This is a genomic window from bacterium (assembly GCA_016708315.1).
In the GTDB taxonomy this organism is placed as follows: domain Bacteria; phylum Zixibacteria; class MSB-5A5; order CAIYYT01; family CAIYYT01; genus JADJGC01.
Map to the genome: position 1 here is coordinate 418,988 of JADJGC010000003.1, position 21,807 is coordinate 440,794.

Here is a 21,807-nt window from a genome sequence, read left to right on the forward strand (position 1 = left end):
TATGAGACGAGCAGGAGCAGTTTCCACTTTTCTGCTGGCTCTGTTTCTATTAGCAGGAACTGCGCTGGCACAGGATGCTGGAACGCCCGACACAGTTCGGGCCGGCAAAGTAACTACGAACGCCGGATTGAAAGTCGGTCTGCCGGTAACGGCGTACACCGACACGCCGGTTGGTGGTTACTCGATTGGACTAACCTGGAATTCACCCGACATTACGTATGATTCGGTGTCATACATTGGAACCAGGCTACCTCCCGGTCCTAGAATCACCCCCAATCATGATCCCTTAAATCGACGCATTTTGGTAGGGTTTGCAGATTTCAGCGCCGAGAATCCGTTGGCGGCAGGAGATGGTCTGCTTTACACTATTTGGTATACTGTGAGTGGCAGTGCTCCGGATCAATTCGTGGTCTTTGATTCTTCTTTTGTTCCGCCCGCTGGCACCTATGAATTCTCGCCTCCGTTTGGCAACGGCTATCAACCCAAATTCAAGGCAGGCGAAATTAAGATTGGCAATCCTCAACCGCCTGCAATCATCCAATTGAGTCAGCCTTCGTTTGCATTCAACGGCCAGGTCGGCCAGGGCAATCCGCCTTCTCAGATTCAAAATATTACCAATGTTGGCGGGCAAGTCCTCAACTGGACTTCGACAAAGCTGAGTAGCTGGTTAGTGCTTTCGCCTTCTAATGGTACTGCGCCGACAGCAATGGTGGTGTCTGTAAATACAGCGTCACTAACTGCTGGGACATATCATGACACCGTGAGCATATCCGCTCCTAACGCCAGCAATAGTCCGCGGAAGTTTCCAGTGACTTTGACATTGACTATTCCTCCACCGACGATCCAGGTAGTTCCAGACAGTCTCAGATTCCAGGGACTGGAAAACGGGACAAACCCGGCAAATCAGGCCTTCGCGATCAACAACATTGGTCAGGGCGTCCTCAACTGGACAGCCACAGAAAACGCCGGGTGGTTCTCGCTTTCATCGTACAATGGTACTGCCCCATCAAATGTCTCAGTTAGCATTGATAATACGGGACTCACTGCAGGGGTGTACGTTGATTCTATTTTGATCAGTGACCCGACTGCGATCAACAGTCCTCGCCGGGTCAAAGTCGTGTTCGAATTGTTTTCAGCATTTCCTGTGATCGAATTCTCGCCAGATTCAATCTTCGTTGTCGGCTCAGATACTCAGAATCCTGCTAATCGAATTCTGTATATCGAGAATAATGGCGGTGGCGTCATGAATTGGACGTTGACCAAGAAGAACGCCTGGTTGGGCCTTAGCAGCAACTCTGGAACCGCCGTTCAAGGGACTCCAGAACCAGTTACACTAACTTTCGATCGCAATCTTGTGGATTTCGGCAAGCACTACGACACGATTACAATTACCTCGAGTAATGCTGTTAACTCGCCTCGCCGCGTTGCTGTGACCTTCTGGAAAATGGAGGTACCGCAGAATCTGTTCGTGAATAAGACGTCGATTGCCTTCTTTGATGTCGAATGCGGCAGTTATCCTGGCATTCCCGCGCAGACATTTACGGTTACTCAAGCCGTTTCGGTGCCGGCGCTGAACTGGTCACTATCATTTACACAGCCATGGTTGACGGCGACTCCGGTGTCTGCCGGAGGTCAAGCGACGGTATCGGTTCGCGCACGAGTAGCCGGGTTGTCGCCTGGAATTTATCTGGACACTATTGTAGTTAGATCTGACGTCTCGTTGGATCCCCCGCGTAAAATCGCCATTACTTTTACCGTGCAACCAACGCCGGGCATTGCGGAGTTGTATCTGTCCAACGATTCGCTCCTCTACTTGTACAAGTACACTCAATTGGGAAGTGCACTCCAGTATGTTGCCATATACAACATATTTGGTGGATGTGTTGATTGGACAGCCTCAGCCGACGTTCCGTGGTTGACACCAATTCCAACTTCGGGGACTACGCTGGATAGTATTGCCGTGCGGTCTGATCCAGTCGGACTTGGGCTTGGACGTCACACGGGCAATCTGATAATCAACTCGTCGACGGCGACGAATACACCTTTCAGCATGCCGGTTGTGGTGTGGATCTATACGTTCGGTGATGCCAACGGCAACGGTATCGTTAACGTGACCGACGTTACGTATTTGATCAACTACATTTTTGGAGGCGGCCCGTCGCCAGTTCCGTTGTTCATTACAGGTGACGTGAACTGCGACCGTGATACAAACGTGTCCGATGTGGTCTATTTGGTCAACTGGATCTATCTCGGTGGACCGGAGCCGTGCCTGTACTAGCAGCATAACCGGTCTGGACATTACGACCTTAGGGTTATGGGAGCGTTCTCCCATAACCCTTTTTTTATTGGGCAGGACGAGTTTTCGTCGGAAAAATCCCTTGCAGGCTGCAAAAAAATGCCTTTAATCTTAGCCAAGACTACGGGGAGTAGGGCGATGTTTGTCGGTTTTGTAATACTCGCACTTGGCGTGTTGTTTCTTCTTAAGAACCTTGATGTCATTAGTGGCGATATTTGGGATTATTTGTGGCCGGCGGCTATAATCGCACTCGGAATCTCGATTCTCTTTAAGAAGCGTCGTTGAGACGTTTCGACTTACTTACCGAAGCAGCTAAGTCTGCGACAGATTATGCCGCCGGAGACCCCCGGCGGGAGGAATTACAATGAAGTTTGATCTTTATGGCATTTTCATAGTCATATCAGCCGCGGTGCTGTTGTTTTTTGTGCCCCGATTCCGGCGTCGGCTACGAGGCGTTGCGGAAAACGGTTGGCAGAAGATTATTCTCGGATTAGTACTCTGCTTGGTCGCCGGACTTTTGCAGCTACTGCTTGGACTTCCGGCATTCGTCAATCAGTTTGTGCCTTCGGTTGGTTACTGGATCATCGCAGTATCTCAGTTGCTCATTGCCGGCGGCCTACTATGTCTGATTTGGGGTGTAGGTAACATTGCTTCCTCAATGCACCAGAGCGAAGTGCAGAAGAGTGACGATGAAGAATGGCGTTCGCTTTATCTCAATATTCAGGACCTTTCGCAACAGCCGTTCTCGTTTGTCGAGATTCTGAATCTGAGCATCAACCAACTTCTAAAGCGTGCAGAAGCCGACGGTGCAGCTGTTGTGCTCTTCAAAGAAAACACCGAAGAGCTTATTCTCGCGGCATTTTCCAATATCTCGCCCGAAATCACGAAACGTCTTGAACGCCTGAGTGTCGGTGGAGATATCTTTGGCCGAGTGCAAAAACTGGGGCGAGTTCAAAATGTGGTGAACCTCTCGGATGCCGACCAGGCAACAGCAAGCCTATTTGCCGGCTCAGAATTCCTGTCAGTTTCTGTGTTCCCGTTACGTGCAAGAGATCGTATTCTTGGATCAATTGCACTGCTTTCGACTAAGCCATTTCACTTTAACCAGCGCCGCGTAACCGCAATAAACGTTGCGAGCAATCACCTTGCTTCTTTGCTTGAATCGGTTCGTAATGAAAAAGAGATACTTCGCTTAAAAGATCGCCTCAAGCCATCGGAAGAGGCCAAACGGATTACGGAAGAGCTGTTCTTTAGACGGGGAATTGGTGGCAATCTAGAGCTTCGCGAGGCAGTGGAGTTTGAACGAGTTCGCAAGTTCTTTGACGCTGACTGCATAAAGTTTGTGGTTCGCGACATGGATGGTGAATTCAGGATACAAGCTTCTTCAGGGGGAGCAGAAACAGGACTTCTTCTTGACCGGCGCAAGCTGGATGGAATTAGCCGTTCTGTGAGCGAACGCAAACTCCTTCTACTGACTTCACCAAAGTCTACACCGGCGGGGAAGGGTTTTGATTCGGTACCGCGTCAGACCTTGTTTGTACCGATTCCATACCCCGAGCGCGAGGACTTGGTGTTGCTACTTGAAAGTGAAAGCGCATCTCTTGAATTTTCTGAAGAGAAACTTTCGGCTGTGCGTGTTGCATCAGTCTATTTGGCAGATCTTCACTTCTTATTCATGGCAAAACGCGACGGTGACAACTTCCGCAATTCTGTCCAGCAGTTAGAATCGCACTTGCGGCGGATACTTGAATCGTCGACACCTGATCATGTCCTGGATGCTTTGGCGGATATATCAACAAAATTGGTACCCGGTCAGAAAGCACGACTGATTTCGCTCGATTTGCCCTCACCGACAGCAAACTACTCGAAGTCCGAACACAGCGGATTCAAGTTCCCATCAGATATCTCAAAGAACCGCCAACAGGCGCTGATTTCGTCGCTATTGACAAATTCGATAGTCGGAGATGAATCCGAGTGCTTTGTTTCCAAAGCTGTAATTGTCGAACGCGCTCCTGATGATCAGCAGGGGCTCGTCCAAAAAGCTATCTCTGATCTGCCGGAATCCCTGCAACAAGTCACGATTCCAGTGAAAGCAGGTGACAGACGTTTCGGTGCAGTGTTGTTGTTTTCCAGTAGCGAGCTTGTTGCTCCGCGAGAAGGTGTTGAGTTGTATCGCAGAATTGCCGACTTGGCTGCGTTGCGACTTGAGGTATTGACTCGAGTCGAAAAACCGGATCCGCGTCCCGACACCAAAATTGAAACTGTAGCGGCGAATCCTATTGGTGTTAATCTTGCTGAGAGTAGTAGCGTGATTATGCCAAGCAACGGTGCTTCGCATACCGATTTCGTAACTTGGCACCGAATTGAAAGCAACGTAGACACCACAAAGCTCGGAGTAGAGCGTCCGGAAACATTGCGAGCGATCGAGTCATTAGTAGAGCATTTGTTTGGCAGCTCTCACGAGGCAAGACTTTATTTATCCGCTTTTGAAGATTCAGAGCATCGCAATTTTCAGGTGACGACGAGCGAAGTCGAAATGCGGAGGTTCCGAGACAGAATCCTGGATGTACAGAATTGGCAATCCGTTGAATCGGCATCAGACTTTCCCGAGAGTTTTCGTAATCTTGCGGGTGAATTTGCTGTGTCCAGCCCCAACGGGCGTTTAGAGTCAATAGTCTGGAGAGTGCCTCGCGACGTACGAAAGCGCGAGAAACAACGTAGTTTGAGCATTCTCGGGATCGACGATCAAGAGGTCATTAGAGAGCTGCTATCGAACATCATTACTCGAATGGGACACAAGATCACGACAGTTGAAACCGGGCAAGAAGCGCTCAGGTTGTTCCGACAAGAGCCGTTTGACCTTGTCATAGCTGAAGCAGGATTGCCGGATATAAGCGGCTGGTCGATATCCGAACAAGTCAAAAAGCACTCGCCGCGCACTCCAGTGATTATTCTTTCCGGTTGGGACAATATTGCTGATCTCGAAAAGGCACATGCCGGACATGCCGACTTCGTACTCACTAAGCCCTTCAAAATGGAACAATTAGGCAAAGTTATTGGCGCTGCCTGCCAAATGATTACTGCCTGACGATTCTGCTTCAGTTCATTGCCACACAGCCGATAAATAGAGAAAGTAATCACAATGGCCTTTCTCGCGCTGGTGGTGTTATGGAAAAGATTCGCCTCCTTGATAATGTTGACTCTTCAAAAGATCTTCTTTCAATACCGGACACTCTCATCAAAGTACTAGAGGCAGTCTCTTCCGAAGAAACTTCCCCCGATCAAATCGCGAACATCATTTTGAAAGACCCATCGCTAACTGCTAAGGTCTTAAAGATGGCCAACTCAAGTTACTACTGTCGCAATGCGGCGATCAAGACCGTGCATCAGGGTATCAGGGTCATGGGCGCCAACGCAATAAAGTGCATTGCTCTTTCTGTGTCGGTATTTACCCCTCCAAAGAAGGGTGCGGCTCTAAGCGAAGATACTCTGCGACACTTTTACTTCCACTGCATCGGCGTAAGTCTGTTGGCGCGGCGTATCGCGCAGGAAGTCGGTCAGAAGAATCCGGAAGAAGCTTTTGTTGCTGGACTCTTGCACGACATTGGCAAGCTGTACATTCTAAATGCGTATCCTGAACATTATGTTAAAGTCGCCTTGTCAGAAGAGGCCGGTGAAGACATTCTTGATGCCGAGCGCAGAATATTTGATGTCGATCATGCGGAACTTGGAAGTGTAATTGCCAGCAAGTGGCGCTTACCTGAGGATCTTCAGCGCATTATTCGCAGTCATCACCAGTTGCACCAAGAAAACCGGGACGACGTGCTCCTGTCCATTATCAAACTTGCCAACATTCTTGCAAGAAATATCCAAACACCAAATCTCAAGGTTATTGAGCGAAATGCAATCCACGTCCACGAATTGGCTATGAGGCTTGGTCTACAACGCGAATTTCTCGACGGTCTTGCGTTTGAATTGTTGGACGATACCATTACGGCGGCTGGTCACATCGGTATTGACATTGGCAATCATAATGAACTACTAAGCAGAGCAAACCGAGAGCTGTGCAAGTCATACTTAATGATTGAAGGCCTCTTCAAGGCGCGCCAGGAACTCTCCGGCAAGCTTCTGGCAGAAGAGCGGCTGGCAGGCATGATTCGTTCCAAGAATATCGCCATTGCCACCTTGTCGCATTACTTGAACAACGTAGCCACTGCAATCAGTGGACGCGTACAACTCCTGCAAATGGGGTTACAGCGGGGTGATATCGGTGATAACTCAGGGAAAGTGCCGGCATCGCTCGCCGTAATCGAGAACTCGATTCTCAAGATTCTCGCAGTTTTGGCGGAGCTAAAAGCTGTTTCACGCTTTGAAGACCAGGAATTCTACAACGATTCAGATGCCATCAATATTGATAAACGGATCAAGGAACGAATGGATGCTTTCGACAGCACCATGGTCGGAAGCTGAGTTTCTTGCGCTTTCTGAATATGCCGTCGGTGCTAAAAGTACCGACGGTTTTTTTTGGTTTTGGAGCAAATTTATTTGCAAAATTTCGAGAAGAAAGATAGTATGCGTCTATGTTAAGAACTACATGTATCGGTAACTATCCAAAGCTTCCTTCAGAGAAGGGGCAGGTCAACATTCGTAAGACGCTGCACCGTTTTGACAAGAAGGAAATCACGCGGGCTGAACTTGATGAGGCATTCGACTCTGTAACTGCGCGAGTAATCTCAGAGCAGATTGAAGCAGGAGTTGATCTTCCCACTGACGGTCAGATTCGCTGGGACGATATCGTAACGCCTTTGGCAAAGCACCTTGCAGGATTCGAAATTGGCGGGCTGTTACGCTGGTTTGATAACAATGTTTACTATCGAAAGCCAAAAGTGTCCGGCGCAGTACAGTGGCGCGATCCGATTACCGTCAATCAGTTTCGATTTGCTTCGAAGAAAGCTGGCAAAGCAATCAAGGCAATACTGCCTGCTCCGTACAGTTTTGCACTGCTGTCAGACAATTCACACTATGGCAGTCAGAAGTTGTTAGTTGAGGCCCTAAGCGCGGCGCTGAGAAGCGAAGCTGAAGCGCTAATTTCAGCAGGGGCGACGCACATCCAGTTTGACGATCCTTGCTTGCCCTATAGCCCCGAAGATGCCGATCTCGCGTTTTCGGCTCTGAATAGCGTAACCAACGGCTTGAAAGCTGAATTTTGGACTTGCTACTATTTTAGCAACATCAACAATCTGATGCCCAAGATTGGCCAATTGAAAATTGATGTAATAGCGGCCGATTGCGTATCGCACCCGGCCAACGTTGATAGTTTGATTTCACTCGGCGGCAAGTTCAAGTGCTGTTTTGGAATTGTAGATGCCCGCAATATCAAGATGGAAGAACCGGCACAATTGCAGAAGACACTGAAGAGAATCGCCGCGCAAAGCCCTGATGCCTATATCAGCCCGTCGTGCGGACTGGAGTTCCTCCCGCATCGTGAGGCGTTAGCAAAGATCAGACTCATGACGAAAGCCGTTGCCGAGACTAATGGAGGTAGCAAGAATGCTTGAAACCACGAGTGTCGGTAGCTTCCCTAAGCCCGACTACCTACAAAAGGCGCGCACGGCGTTTTCGACCAACAAAATCACGCATGAGCAGTTGGTAGAACTTGAGTTGCAGGCGACTCGCGAGATCATTGCCCTCCAGGAAGAAATCGGAATCGACATTCTGGTGCATGGCGAAATGGAACGCGGCGATATGACTACCTATTTCGCTGAGAAGCTCGAAGGCATGGGGATCAGTGATTTAGTCCGTTCATACGGCAATCGCTATTATCGTAAGCCGATTGTCGCCGGCGCGCTCAAACGCCCGATTCCGATGACGGTCGAAATGTACAAGTACTCACAATCACTGACGAAAAAACCGGTCAAGGGAATGCTGACTGGCCCGTACACAATGTGCGACTGGTCTTTTAACACACACTATGATACTCGCCGAGACGTTGTGTTGGCTTTTGCGCGTTTGTTGCATGATGAAGTCAAGGATCTGGAAAACGCTGGCGCCCGCTACATCCAGATTGACGAGCCGGCTATATCCACCCGCCCGGAAGAACTTGAAATCGCAATCGAAGCGATGGGCATCGTAACTGCCGGAATCAAAGCGATGACAATATCCCATATCTGTTACGGGGACTTCAAGACGATTTACCCGCGAATCCTCGATCTACCGGTTGATCAACTTGACTTGGAATTCGCCAATTCAGGATACTCAAATCTTGATGTGTTCAAGACTCCCAAGTTCACTAAGAAAATCGCCTATGGTGTTCTTGATATTCACAGCCATCGAATTGAAAGCGTCGACGAGATAGTCTCTGGTATCAAGAAGGGATTGTCGGTGTTTGACGCAGAACTCATGATGATTGATCCCGATTGCGGACTCAAGACACGCACGATGGAAGAATCTGCAGCAAAGCTCCGAAACATGGTTGCTGCGGTCAAGATCGTTAAGTCTGAACTCGGCCTCTAAAGGCACACATGTCTAATCCATTCTTAAGTCGCCTTAAGCAGGGTGCTATCCTTGGTGATGGCGCTATGGGGACATATCTCTATACAAAGGGCGTTTCATTCAATCACTGCTTCGATCACTTGAATCTTACCGATCCGCAGCTCATCGGCGCCATTCATGAAGAATACATCAATGCCGGTAGTGATCTAATCGAGACGAATACCTATGGAGCCAATCGGCTCAAGCTTGCTCAACACGGACTCGAAGACCTGGTTCGGGAGATCAATTATCGCGGTGTCAAGATTGCACGCGATCGACGCGAGATTTCCGGCAAGGACATTCTGGTCGCCGGGTCAATCGGCCCCTTGGGAAAACTGATTGGCCGCTTCGGCGGTCTTACTCCGGCGGAGGCGCGAAGTCTTTTTTCGGAACAAGCGACGGCACTGCTTGAAGGCGGCGTCGATTTGTTTATGGTTGAGACTATACCCGATGTTGAAGAGCTGAGACTTGCTGTTGAAGAGATTCGTAAGATCTGCGATTTGCCCATTTCCGGTCAAGTTAGCATTAACGATGACCTGAGGACTATTCGCGGAAGTTCCCCGCTGGAGGTTCTGGAAGCGGCGCGAGAGCTTAAGCTCGACATCTTAGGAGCTAACTGCTCCGTTGGCCCGCAGCGAATATATGACTTTGTGGCGCTGCTGCATGGCATGACTGATATGCCTTTGTCGGCGCTCCCCAACGCCGGATTGCCAAAATACAACGAGGGCCGTTTTTTCTATGTGTCATCGCCGGAGTACTTCGCCGAGTATTGCGGCAAGTTTTTGAACTTGGGCGTTTCGATTGTCGGGGGGTGTTGTGGCACGACCCCGGATCACATTCGCGCGATGAGACGAGTAATTGGTTCCTTCCAGCGAGTATCGCCGACGAACCAAAGTGTCGAGGTCGGTGAAGAGGCGAGAGATCGCACTGTAATTACCTCCGATGCGCGCGTGTCAGACTTTGCCGCCAAATTGGGGAAGAAATTTGTGGTCTCGGTCGAAATCGACCCGCCGCGCGGCGCCAATGCTGAGAAAGTACTTAAGGCGGCTGCCAAGCTGAAGGAAGTTGGCGTTGACGCTGTGAATATTGCTGATTCTCCGATGGCTAGAACGAGAATGAGCTGCTTGGCCGTTTCAGGACTTATCAGCGCACAGACAAAGATTGACGTGATTCTACACTTCACGTGTCGCGATAGAAATCTGATGGGACTTCAATCCGACTTGATCGGAGCGCATGCGTTGGGCGTGAGGAACATTTTGGCGCTTACTGGTGATCCGCCTTCTTTGGGTGACTATCCCAATGCCACTGCTGTCTACGATGTCGACGCCATCGGCTTGGTCGATATCATCGCAAGACTCAATAACGGCGCAGACTTAGCAGGCAATCCGATCGGATCAAACACAGAGTTTTCGATTGGAGTCGCAATCAATCCGACGTTGGAGACACTCACTCAGGAGTTGGAACGTCTTGAGAGAAAGATTGCTGCAGGTGCGCAATTCGCAATGACACAGCCTCTTTATGAGCTTGATGTGCTCGAGCAGTTTCTCGAGCGAACTCGGAATTTTCAGATTCCGATTCTCCTCGGATTACTGCCGCTCCAGTCATACCGGCACGCCGAGTTCTTGCACAACGAAGTCCCCGGAATTGAAATTCCCGCCGACCTACGCCGTGCCATGAATGATGCCGGCAAGGACGCAGCGCAAGTTGGAATTGAATCTTGCCGCGATCTCCTGCAGCGCGCCAAAGGAATGGTGCAGGGTGCCAATCTAATGCCTTCGTTCGGAAGATTTGAGACAGTCCTAAAAGTCTTGGAATAATTACCCAATAAGATTATCAAGTAGCGAGAAATAGCACGGGGCATGGAGGATTTTGATGCGTCTCGTTTGCGAAGAATTCGGGATTAAGAAACTATCGTGTGATCTGTTATGCGTCTTGATTCACACTGATAGGAACCAATCCGATTACGTAACCCACATCGATCAACTACTAAATGGTCAGATCGCTTCTTTGAAGCAGGGCGGCCACTTTCTCGGAAACGCTTTAGAACAGTGTTTAGTCATACCTCACCCACCGAAGGGCATAAAGCGAATGCTCCTGATCGGATTGGGAGCGAGCAAGGAAATCAGCCTCGAATTACTGCGTAAGGCGGGCGGTGTTGCCGGGTCGGCTTCTACTCGTAAGGACTGCGAAAACGTTGTCCTCGCTGTACCTTCGTTTTCGAACACTAAAGTCAAGTCAGAAGATGCAGGACAGGCAATAGCTGAAGGATTCAACCTTGGCGGTTATTTCAACGATAGCTTGAAGTCGGGACAACCAAGCCGAACGCGTCCGGGTCGCGTTACGATCTTGAGTTCGAAAGCCGAGACTGCCATTATCAAATTTGGCGCAGCTCGCGGATTGATGATCTCGAATTTGCAGAACCACTGCCGAGACCTCTCGGGTTGTCCGTCTAACATCTTGACACCGAGTTTTCTGGCAAACGAGGCTCGTCGAATCGCTCGCAAGCACGGCCTTCGCGTGAAAATCTATCGTCGTCCTGAGATCGAGAAGATGAAGATTGGCGCATTTCTTGCTGTTGCGAAAGGATCGAAAGAACAGCCATACTTGATTCAGATCGATTACATACCACGCACCAAAGCCACTAAGAGGGTAGTACTTGTTGGGAAGGGAATCACATTTGATACCGGCGGTATCTCCATTAAACCTGCTGACAATATGGGTGAAATGAGACAGGATATGACCGGTGCTGCGGTCGTACTTACCACAATGGCCGCATTGGCTCAGCTTAAACCCAAGACGCAGATTACCGCATTCATTCCTACATGCGAGAACATGATTAGCAGTACTGCGTACAAACCGGGTGACGTTGTGACGACTTCGATAGGTAAGACAATTGAGATCGTAAATACTGATGCCGAAGGTCGCTTGCTGCTTGCCGATGTACTCGGATACGCCTCGAAGCTTCGTCCCGACTACTTGTTCGATGTTGCAACATTGACTGGCGCTGTCACGGTGGCGTTAGGGCATGGTTGTGCAGGATTTCTCTCTACCTCAGAAGAGCTGACTGAGGTTTTTGTCAAAGCCTCAGCACGCACTGGCGAGAAAGTCTGGCAGTTGCCATTGCTTGAAGAATACTCTCATCAATTCAAATCTGGCGTTGCAGACATGACCAATTCAGGCGGCAAGCCGGCAGGCACGATCACAGCCGGGTTGATCCTGAAGCAGTTCACAGCAGATATCCCGTGGCTTCACATGGATATTGCCGGGGTCGATTTTGAGTACCGCGGGAGCGAATACGTTCCTCGTGGACCTTCAGGATTCGGAGTCCGTGTTTTGACTGAGGCTCTTTGCAAGCTTTAGCACCGCAATGAAAAATGGGGTAACCGCCTCGGTTACCCCATCCTTGTGTAGAAATCTAATACTGACTAGTTAGACCAAGAAGGATTGTAGTCAGTTCCAGGGCCAGAGAGGCGAACCGGATCTCCGCCGGCAATAGCCAACTTGTAGATAGAACCGTTCTGAGTAGCAAACACCACAAACTTCGAGTCAGGCGACCAAGACACGGGTCCGCCAGCAAATCCCAAACCGGCTGATGGCTTCCACAGGACTTTCTTTTGAGCTAAGTCCGGCGATGTAATGGATAAAGCCTGGTTCGAGAGATCGCTCGACATAAAGGCTATCCATTTGCCGTCAGGTGACCACGACGGTGCTGTTGCGCCTTGCCACTTGTTCGCCCGTTCCAGAATCACATCATCTTTGAGTGGGAATTCTGCCACACCAGCAATGGCAATACCAGCAGTCGCAAATTGCTCGCCTTGGAGTCGCATCACAACAAATGCCACTTGGCGTGCGTCCGGAGACATCGTCGGTGATCCGACCATCAATTCTGAACTTGCGGGTAGATCAAGATTGCGCAGAAGGAACGTCTTCGTGTCGTAGAAGCAAATTCGATAGTTTGGTTTTACGACATTCGCCATGTTGGCATTCAGGTCGTGAAGAAACATGATCTTGCTGCCATCGCGGCTAAACTCGGGATACTGAGCACCCATTGTGTTGGTGATATTCTCCCAAAAGCTGTTGCTCGAGTCGGTGTAGGCATAAAACAAATCATACACTGCGTGCTGATGACCACCCAAATCCGGATATTGCAGCTGAAGCGCGCCGCGACGGGCGAACGCCAATTTCTTGTTGTCCGGCGACCAAGTAAGGCGTCCAGCGGCATTTGTCAATCCGGTGACGAATGGGCGCTGATTGCTCCCATCGGCATCCATCAGCCAAACATCGTTGTTTCTCAGGAAGGCGATTGTCGCACCCTTCTTGATAGTCGCACTCGTTGCGATCGCGAAACAAATCAAGATGAGACTGCAGACTGTAGCTAAGGTGAGGGATTTCTTCATTGTTCTCCTTTATGGTAGACGCAGTAATTTACTCTCGATGACATATTTTACTCAAATTCATCCGAATGTTTCAGATTATCGGTAAGTTATTGATTTGACTTGAGATGTCAATAGCGCACAGGAGGCTAATTAGTAGGCATTAAACCAGAAAATCAGGCAAATCCGCAACTGAGTCAACTATCAAATCCGGCTTAATACTGGCTGTCGATACTTTGTCCTGAAGGTACTTTCCCGTTTTTACCAGAATTCCTTTTATCCCACAATTCTGAGCACCCTGGATGTCGTTGATGAGGTCATCGCCAATCATACAGGCTTCGTCGGCGCTGCACTTGACGCTCGCAAGCGCCATCTTGTAGAAATCCGTCGAAGGTTTGCCGATTATTTGCGCTTCAACACAAGTCGCATATTCAAGGCCGGTTATAAACGCACCAATGTCGAGTTTGAGGCGCCCTTCACTTAGCCAATATCGACCCTTGTGAAGAGCGATAATCTTCGAACCATTCATCACGAGAGAGAACAATTTCGACATTAAAGCATAGTCCCAGCTACCACCAATGTCACCGATGACAATCCGCTCCGGATTGCTGTCGTCTTCTTCAAACTCGACGAAATCATGCTTAACGTCATCTGACAGCAACTTCAGGCATCTCTCGATACGATGCTGACGGAGGAATTCGCCAGCAGCTGAAGGAGCACTGAAGACTTCCGCTGGTTCAATTGGCAGCCCAATCTGCCGAAGTCTGCGACTCATTGTATCCCTGGACATAGTAGTAGTGTTTGTGCAGATACGAACGGCCAATCCCTTTGCCTTTAGCGACGTGAGAGCTTCGGCAGCTCCCGGTATCGGAAGGCCGTCAACTGTTAACGTACCGTCAAGGTCAAACAGAAAAGTCTTGATTAAGCTAAAATCCAAATTGCCTCCGGCTGGGACCGCATTTTTATGGGCAAGATTCTCTTCTCCTAACTTCGCTATTATATTTGATTTAAGAGCGCCGAAAAGGTTAATTGTCGGAGTTTTGGGATCAACAAACACCGTCGGAACGGGACACGAACTACAATGAACTTTACTACAATTCGGTGGGTAGATAACGAAGTCGAGATACTAGATCAGACTCTGTTGCCGACTCAAGAGAGATACGTTCGACTGACCAACTATCACGAGATAGTTACGGCAATTAAGACTCTTCAGGTTCGCGGAGCGCCACTCATCGGGCTGGCCGCAGCTTATGCCGTGGCAATGGCGGCAATGCACTGTCGCAATAAGATCGAGTTCGCGGTTGCGGTCAACGAAATTAGATCAGCACGTCCCACGGCAGTCAATTTAAGCTGGGCGGTAGAGCGAATGCTGATAACTTATCACGCATTTTCTGAATCGCCCGACCGCAACAAACGACTGCTGGATCTCGCGATGCAGATACACGACCAAGATGCACGTATGTGTGACCGAATCGGCTTGAATGGAATGAGTCTGCTTCCTGCTATCGGTACAGTGATGACTTACTGCAATGCCGGGGCGCTTGCAACGGGAGGAAGTGGCACGGCGCTGGCAGTCGTTTACCAGGCCTTTCGTTCCGGCAAGAAACTCGGTGTCTACGCCTGTGAAACAAGACCAATATTACAAGGAGCGCGGCTTACAACCTGGGAATTGATTCGCGAAGGCCTCGACGTTACGTTGATTGCCGACAATATGGCCGGATACCTTATGGCACAAGGGATTGTCGACTGCGTGATTGTCGGAGCGGATAGAATTGCTATAAACTATGACGTCGCCAATAAGATCGGCACGTACTCATTGGCGGTTCTGGCAAAAGAACACAATATCCCATTCTATGTCGCTGCGCCAACATCGACATTTGACAATCGCATCGCTTCCGGCGTGGACATTGAAATTGAACAACGCTCCGGCAATGAAGTCAGTCAATGGGGAAATCACCGAACAGCTCCGGAAAGCGTCCGAGTATACAATCCAGCATTCGATGTGACTCCGAATCATCTGATTTCTGCCATCATTACGGACCGGGAAGTGATCCGTTGCGGCAGGTGGGTGGGTTAGAATTGCTGCTTTCCAGACTTGACACATGGTGTTAAAACATTGATATTCAACAGCTATAGAGGAAGTGAACGACGATGATCCATGTTGCCATAATTGCCGGCGGAAAAGGTGAACGGTTTTGGCCGTTCTCAACCCGCGAAAATCCGAAACAACTGCTCAAAATAGCTTCTGACAAGACGATGCTAGAGGAAACTCTTGATAGAGTGTCCGAATTCGTGCCTTTAGAACGCACCGTAATTGTCACTGGCGAAAACATCAGGAAACAGATTCTTGAACGCCATCCGGCAGTTAAGGATAGTAACATTCTCGCAGAACCATTCGGAAAGAACACCTGTCTGGCCGTAGGCTTTGCCGCAATCCACTTGTTCAAAAAGGACCCAGAGGGTGTCATGGTGGTTCTTTCTGCGGACCACTTCATCCGTCCCAAAGAACGACTTATTGACATACTCCGTTTTGGTTCGGCGATTGCCCAGCGAGATGACGTGCTGATTACTATTGGTATCAATCCGACCAGGCCAGAAACCGGCTACGGTTACATTGAACTTGGCGACCAATACGATTCTTCTGACGGTTTGATTAGCTTCAAGGTCAAGCAGTTCAAGGAGAAGCCAAACCGGACGCTCGCACAGCAGTATTACATTGGCCGGATGCATATGTGGAATTCCGGCATGTTTATTTGGTCGACTAAGTCGATTCTCAGTGCCATTTCAAGATGCAAACCAGAAATGTACCGACTATTGACTGAGTATGGCGAGAAGATCGGAACACCTGATGAGATAAAGGCTCGACACGAGCTATTTGAAAGAGCGGAAGGCGTTTCAATTGACGTTGGTGTTCTGGAAGAAGCCAATAATGTGGTAGTCATTAAAGCGGACTTGATCTGGGATGATATTGGAAGTTGGCTTGCTCTCGAACGGATAAGCACCAAAGACAAAGACAACAATGTCTCAATCGGCGACACAATTTTGCACGAGTCATTTGAAGTATCTGTAGTGAATGCCGGCGAAGGTATTCTTGCCACACTGGGCGTTTCGGATCTTGTAGTAGTCAAGACAAATTCGGTTGTATTAGTTGCACACAAGACACGGGTCAATGACATTAAGACTTTGCTCGCGCGCATGAAGGACGATCCTCGCTACGACAAATACCTGTAAACGTAGCGGACGAATTTGTCAATGCCGCCTTTGAATACAATTGCCACAGAGTCAATGACTACTCAAGTTGGATTATCACAAATCGTGAAGTCTCGCATCATTAGTTGCCACGATCCAGAATCGGTCAAACTTGCATCGACTTCTATCAATGCAGGAGAGTGCGTCGTTGTGCCGACCGAGACAATTTACGGGCTGACGTGTAATGCACTAAATGATGAGGCGGTCCGCCGACTTTACGAAACTAAAGGGCGGGACTTAAGCAAGCCCTCGTCTGTTTTCGTGGCGAACGTCGCGGACATTCCTGGAATCGCAGAAATTGGCTCACCAATGGCGGACGAGATAATAAGACGATTCCTGCCCGGACCGCTAACTGTTGTCCTCAATTCAAAACTCAAGGATGTGGCAGGTGTTGTAGGAACTGATGGCAAAATCGGAATTCGAATTAGCTCCCATTCCTTTATTCAAGCTCTTTGCCAAGAAGCAAGAACTCCGTTGATTGCTACTTCTGCCAATATTTCAGGGGCGAGTGATTGTCGAACAGACAGGGAGGTCTTGGCGGCTTTCGAAGGCGTTGTCGCTATCATTGTGCTGGAGACGATGGCGATGACTGAACGCGCGACCACGGTAGTGGATCTGAGTGGCCGGCAGCCGATACTGCTTCGGGAGGGAACTATACCATTTTCCGAAGTGTTAAACTTCGCAGAGGGAAGATCATAACTAATGTATAGTATCGTATATGTTTGCACGGGAAATACTTGTCGCTCTCCAATGGCCGAAGGAATCTTACGAACGCTGCTGGCCAAAAGTGGAATCGAGGATGTCGATGTCTCTTCGGCAGGGATTGGTACGCTGGATGGCTACCCGGCCACGCATCACGCTGTAGAGATTTCCCGGCGCAATCAGATTGACATCTCCGGGCATCATTCGACACGCATGACGGACCGAATCTTCAGGGAGTCGGATCTGGTGTTTGCGCTTGCCGAAAATCACTTTGAGGTACTAAAAAACTGGCAAGACGCTGATAAGAAACTTTATATGGTGAAGGCATTCCCAGAGCCCGGACATGGTGATGCACGTCACTCAGTTGACGATCCAGTTGGCGGATCTTTGGAAGAATATAAAGTCACCTTTGAAGAGATATACAGCGAAATCAACCGGGCACTTCCAGATATTATCCGGAGGATAGAAAATCATCGTCAAACACCGTAAGAAAGCCTTGGGAATCGCGATTGTCGTACCAGTCGCTGTGATCATTTTGCTGCTGAGTTTCCGTGGAGAGTCTGGAGCTGCAGACACAACAGGAACGCCGCCCGTACCTGCCGAAAGCCTCTATCGCCAGCTTCCAAATGATTCATTTGGTCCCGGCGAGTACCTGAAATTTAGTGTAGGATATGGCTTCGTCACAGCCGGTACAGCGACGCTTGAAGTTCGCGACACGAGCACTTACAATGGTGCGCTTTGTTTTGAGATTTATTCTGAGACTAATTCCAACAAGTTCTTTGACGGATTCTATAAAGTACGCGATACGATTGTTTGCCAATTCGATGCCGATGGGTTGTTTTCGCACTACTTCTTCAAGGCACTACACGAGGGCTCCTATCACTCTTCAAGAGAGATCAGCCTCGACTACAAACAGCGTCGAGCAATAACTCAGAAGGGGCAGGATCATATCGATACCGTTGCCATTTCCGCATTTTCACAAGATGTCATGACTGCGTTCTATTACATACGAACTCTGCCTTTAGAAGTTGGCCAGACAGTCAAGCTCAATTATGTTGATCATGATTCAGCGACGGTTATGGATGTCAGAATTCTCAAACGCGAAACAGTTGATGTTCCTGCCGGCCGATTCAATTGTATTGTCGTTGAGCCGATGCTTCAGGCGGCAGGCGTATTCAAGCAAGAAGGCGAAGTGAAAGTATGGCTAACAGATGATCGACTCAAGATGCCTGTTCTCATGAAGAGTAAAGTCTTGGTCGGCTCCATCCATGCTGAGTTGGTCGAGTTCAAGCTCGGCAATTTGAATTGGTAGCGATGAAAAAAATAGATCTCGCGAGATTAAAAGTTCGTTCGATTGCCGGCCGTCGTTCCAAGGTCCACAAGTCACAATTTGATGTGAAATTGTCGACTGCCGGTGTCGCGGATTTCGTCGATTCACTCCCGGATATACTTAAGGGCGGAGATCTCAAAAAGCTTGCAGCTTCGATAATACGTGCACAAAAGAGTCGAAAGCCAATACTCTGGATGTTCGGTGCCCATGTGATCAAAGTCGGATTGGCGCCGATACTATGCGAAATGATGCATGCCGGTTGTGTGCAAATGATCTCAACGAACAACGCCGGATTGATTCACGATATGGAGTTGGCATTCTTTGGGCAGACCTCTGAAGATGTAGAGGCGGCAATTACTGAGGGCGAGTTCGGAATGACAAAAGAAACAGCTGCTCACTATGCCGGAATCATTGAGACTGTGAGAAAAGAGAAGATTGGTCTTGGCGAAGCCGCCGGCGCCTACATCAATCGCAAGAAGGCAAAGAACCGACAGCGATCGATCTTCGCCGTGGCTCAGTCGCTCGGCATACCTGCGACGGTTCATGTAGCAATTGGAACGGATATTGTCAATGCGCATCCAAGCTACGATGGTGCCGTAATCGGAGCCGCCTCACAGGACGATTTCAAGATCCATTGCTATAACGTAACACAGTTGCGAAACGGCGGAGTGGCGCTCAATTGGGGTTCTGCCGTGATAATGCCGGAGATTTTTCTAAAGGCCATCGCTATCGCACGCAACCTTGATAAGAAGTTTACGAAGTTTACTGTAGCTAATTTCGATATGATCGGGCTTTACCGCCCGCGAAACAATTTCGTCGCGCGACCGCGTTTGCTGGGTGCGACAACTTATGACTTTGCCGGACACCATGAAATCATGCTCCCGTTGCTTTGGGCTGCTGTTCGTGAGCGGTTGTAGGCAAAGTCAAAACGGAGATTTGAGAAATGCCGAAAATAGTCGAGTGTGTTCCGAACTTTTCTGAAGGGCGGCGTCCAGAGGTTCTGAAAGCGATCACCGATGCCATCACAGCGATTCCCGGCGTTGTACTTCTTGATGCCGAGATGGACAAAGACCACAATCGCGCAGTCGTGACTTTGGCGGGTGATCCGTCAGCGGTGAGGAAGGGTGTTTTCGAAGGAATTAAGAAGGCATCGCAGTTGATTGACCTCAACACTCATCAAGGCGAGCATCCACGGATGGGCGCAACTGATGTCTGCCCCTTCATTCCGATAAGCGAAGTCACTGTTGAGGAGTGCATCGAGCTGGCGAAGTCACTCGGGGAGCAAGTCGGTAGAGAGCTTGGAATTCCCGTTTACCTGTATGAACAGGCGGCTACCCGTCCTGACCGAGTGAGTCTGCCTGATATTCGTAACAAGCACGGCCAATATGAAGGGATAAAGGCTACAATCCAGTCAGATGATACTCTCATACCTGATTTTGGTCCGCGCAAATTGCATGAACAAGCCGGGGCGATCGCGGTAGGCGTTAGGCTTCCATTGATTGCATTCAATGCCTATCTCGGAACGAACGATCTAAAGATAGCGCAGCGAATTGCCAAATCGATCCGGGCTAACACCGGTGGATTTACAAATTGTCGCGCTATGGGGTTTGAAATCAAAGACCGCAACTGCGTCCAGGTTTCGATGAATCTTGTCAACTATTTGCAGACACCGATTTATCGAGTGCTGGAAACGATAAAATCCGAAGCCGCCCGTTGGGGGACATTTGTAACATCAACAGAAATCGTCGGACTCGTTCCGAACGAAGCAATCGCCAATTCTGCGCGCTGGTACCTGATGTTGGAAAATTTCAGCAAAGAACAAATCCTGGAAGTAAAACTTCAGCAGGCGCTAGAGGAACAAGGCAGTCGTTCCGGATTGAGTACGTTTGTCGAAAGCGTCGCCTCCAGTTCACCTGCGCCGGGCGGCGGGTCAGTTTCTGCGGCGGCCGGATCACTGGCAGCAGCACTTGCGAGCATGGTATGCCGCTTGACAATTGGTAAGAAGAAGTATGCCGATGTTCAGGATCAAGCGACTGCAATCCTCGAGAAAACCGACACACTGAAGGACCAGTTATACGAACTCGTTGCCCGTGATGCGGCATCGTTTGATGCGCTAATGGCTGCCATGAAACTGCCGAAAGAAACGCCTGAGCAGTTGGAGACTCGCAAAGCGGCGATACAGCAGGCGACAATAACCGCAACGCGCACACCACTGGAAACCATGAAAAAATCACTTCTCGCTATCGATTTGGCGATTCAGATTGCCGAAATTGGTAACGTAAACTCCATAAGCGATGCCGGCGTCGGTGCTCTTATGGCTCATGCAGCGGTCCAGGGCGCTTATTACAACGTCCAGATAAACCTACCGGGTATTTCGGACGAGTCCATTAAGGCAGAAATTGATAGAGAGTCGCGCAAGGTCCTCAACGAAGCCGAGATCAAATCGAAACGTGCTCGTGATATAGTGATCGGAAAAATTGGATGCCCGACAAGCTGATTGATCTGCATATGCATACCGTCTACTCCGACGGGCGTTACACGCCTACGGCCACGGTAGAATATGCCTCTGAAAAGCAGCTCAGTGCAATCTCAATCACCGACCACGATTCATTTGATGGGTTGCCCGAGGCAGCCATCCGTGCCAAAGAACTGGGAATTGAATTGATTAACGGTATCGAATTGTCGTGCACGCATGAGGAATCTGACATACATATGTTGGCCTATTTCGTCGATCCGTTGTATCATCCATTGTCGGACAAAGTTAAGTACTATCAGGACGAACGCTTGAAGCGGGGGCTCTTGATAGTCCAGAAACTCAATGAAATGGGAATTGACTTGCGAATCGAAACTGTAAAGACGATGGCCGGCAGTGGTGCTGTCGGTCGCGTCCATGTTGCAGACGCATTGGTCAAAGAGGAATATGTCCACACCTTTGACGAAGCATTCAATCGATTCCTTGGTTACCATGCGCCTGCTTATGTGCCCAAGACATTTTTTGACCCAGTCGAGGCAATTTCGCTTGTCCATGATGCCGGCGGTATTGTGGTGATGGCACATCCCGGGACGGCACGGCGCGACGATGCAATTCCATATCTCGCTGAGATTGGAATGGATGGAATTGAAGTCTTTCATTCCAAACATTCACCCGCCCAAGTGCGTCATTACAAAGCAGTCGCTGAAAAACACAAGCTATTGATTTCAGGCGGCTCCGATTGGCACGGTCGCAATGATCCCCGCGCTGATATGGGCAATCAAAAAGTCCCCTACGTAATTCTTTCCCGAATGAGAGACTATCTTGCCAGCAGAAAATCAACCTGACAAAGGAG

The 21,807-nt window shown here is 49.4% G+C and carries 18 protein-coding genes; 16 read left to right on the top strand and 2 right to left on the bottom strand.

The genetic code is table 11. The annotated features are described in order from the left end of the window. The first annotated feature begins 1 nt into the window (after nt 1). The 8 genes from IPH59_04920 (at nt 2) to IPH59_04955 (ending at nt 12,187) form a co-directional block, all read left to right on the top strand. Nucleotides 2–2,278, top strand: coding sequence for a dockerin type I repeat-containing protein (locus tag IPH59_04920; GenBank protein MBK7091049.1), 2,277 nt, complete (start codon nt 2–4; stop codon nt 2,276–2,278). A 156-nt stretch (nt 2,279–2,434) separates the two neighbouring features. Then, nucleotides 2,435–2,581 carry a hypothetical protein gene (locus IPH59_04925; protein MBK7091050.1) on the top strand — a complete coding sequence of 49 codons (147 nt, stop codon included), beginning with the start codon at nt 2,435–2,437 and terminating at the stop codon, nt 2,579–2,581. A gap of 79 nt (nt 2,582–2,660) precedes the next feature. Next, on the top strand, nt 2,661–5,384 hold the full coding sequence (locus tag IPH59_04930) for a response regulator (GenBank protein MBK7091051.1): 2,724 nt from the start codon (nt 2,661–2,663) through the stop codon (nt 5,382–5,384). Between the two features lie 80 nt (nt 5,385–5,464). Then, the gene (locus IPH59_04935; GenBank protein MBK7091052.1) at nt 5,465–6,766 is read left to right on the top strand and encodes an HDOD domain-containing protein; all 1,302 of its coding nucleotides are present in this window, start codon (nt 5,465–5,467) and stop codon (nt 6,764–6,766) included. Nucleotides 6,767–6,876: 110 nt separating this feature from the next. Beyond that, nucleotides 6,877–7,854, top strand: coding sequence for a hypothetical protein (locus IPH59_04940; protein MBK7091053.1), 978 nt, complete (start codon nt 6,877–6,879; stop codon nt 7,852–7,854). After that, the gene (locus IPH59_04945) at nt 7,832–8,809 is read left to right on the top strand and encodes a methionine synthase (protein MBK7091054.1); all 978 of its coding nucleotides are present in this window, start codon (nt 7,832–7,834) and stop codon (nt 8,807–8,809) included. The genes IPH59_04940 and IPH59_04945 overlap by 23 nt, the downstream gene beginning before the upstream one ends. A gap of 8 nt (nt 8,810–8,817) precedes the next feature. Continuing rightward, complete coding sequence (locus tag IPH59_04950) at nt 8,818–10,644, top strand: bifunctional homocysteine S-methyltransferase/methylenetetrahydrofolate reductase (protein MBK7091055.1); 1,827 nt, start codon at nt 8,818–8,820, stop codon at nt 10,642–10,644. Between the two features lie 55 nt (nt 10,645–10,699). Beyond that, nucleotides 10,700–12,187 (top strand): leucyl aminopeptidase, encoded by a 1,488-nt coding sequence (locus IPH59_04955; GenBank protein ID MBK7091056.1) that lies wholly within the window; start codon nt 10,700–10,702, stop codon nt 12,185–12,187. 65 nt (nt 12,188–12,252) lie between these two features. Here the strand turns inward: IPH59_04955 and IPH59_04960 are convergent, their stop codons facing one another. Together IPH59_04960 and IPH59_04965 are read right to left on the bottom strand one after the other, a co-directional pair. Further along, entirely contained in the window at nt 12,253–13,224 is a 972-nt protein-coding gene (locus IPH59_04960; protein MBK7091057.1) for a PD40 domain-containing protein, read from the bottom strand. 139 nt (nt 13,225–13,363) lie between these two features. Continuing rightward, nucleotides 13,364–14,137: a TIGR01458 family HAD-type hydrolase gene (locus tag IPH59_04965; GenBank protein ID MBK7091058.1), complete on the bottom strand. Its 774-nt coding sequence runs from the start codon at nt 14,135–14,137 to the stop codon at nt 13,364–13,366. Between the two features lie 144 nt (nt 14,138–14,281). Here IPH59_04965 and mtnA point away from each other — a divergent pair, with 144 nt between their 5' ends. From mtnA to IPH59_05005, 8 genes are all read left to right on the top strand, one after another. Further along, nucleotides 14,282–15,277 carry an S-methyl-5-thioribose-1-phosphate isomerase gene (gene mtnA / locus IPH59_04970; protein ID MBK7091059.1) on the top strand — a complete coding sequence of 332 codons (996 nt, stop codon included), beginning with the start codon at nt 14,282–14,284 and terminating at the stop codon, nt 15,275–15,277. A gap of 74 nt (nt 15,278–15,351) precedes the next feature. Beyond that, a complete protein-coding gene (locus IPH59_04975; protein ID MBK7091060.1) occupies nt 15,352–16,431 on the top strand; it encodes a mannose-1-phosphate guanylyltransferase in 1,080 nt (359 codons plus the stop codon). Between the two features lie 84 nt (nt 16,432–16,515). Continuing rightward, nucleotides 16,516–17,148, top strand: a complete 633-nt coding sequence (locus IPH59_04980; protein ID MBK7091061.1) for a threonylcarbamoyl-AMP synthase — start codon at nt 16,516–16,518, stop codon at nt 17,146–17,148. Nucleotides 17,149–17,199: 51 nt separating this feature from the next. Further along, complete coding sequence (locus IPH59_04985) at nt 17,200–17,640, top strand: hypothetical protein (GenBank protein MBK7091062.1); 441 nt, start codon at nt 17,200–17,202, stop codon at nt 17,638–17,640. Between the two features lie 7 nt (nt 17,641–17,647). Beyond that, nucleotides 17,648–18,463 (top strand): DUF3108 domain-containing protein, encoded by an 816-nt coding sequence (locus IPH59_04990; GenBank protein ID MBK7091063.1) that lies wholly within the window; start codon nt 17,648–17,650, stop codon nt 18,461–18,463. 2 nt (nt 18,464–18,465) lie between these two features. After that, the gene (locus IPH59_04995; protein MBK7091064.1) at nt 18,466–19,398 is read left to right on the top strand and encodes a hypothetical protein; all 933 of its coding nucleotides are present in this window, start codon (nt 18,466–18,468) and stop codon (nt 19,396–19,398) included. A 26-nt stretch (nt 19,399–19,424) separates the two neighbouring features. Continuing rightward, nucleotides 19,425–20,978, top strand: a complete 1,554-nt coding sequence (gene ftcD, locus IPH59_05000; GenBank protein MBK7091065.1) for a glutamate formimidoyltransferase — start codon at nt 19,425–19,427, stop codon at nt 20,976–20,978. Then, complete coding sequence (locus IPH59_05005; protein MBK7091066.1) at nt 20,963–21,799, top strand: PHP domain-containing protein; 837 nt, start codon at nt 20,963–20,965, stop codon at nt 21,797–21,799. The genes ftcD and IPH59_05005 overlap by 16 nt, the downstream gene beginning before the upstream one ends. Nucleotides 21,800–21,807 lie beyond the last annotated feature (8 nt).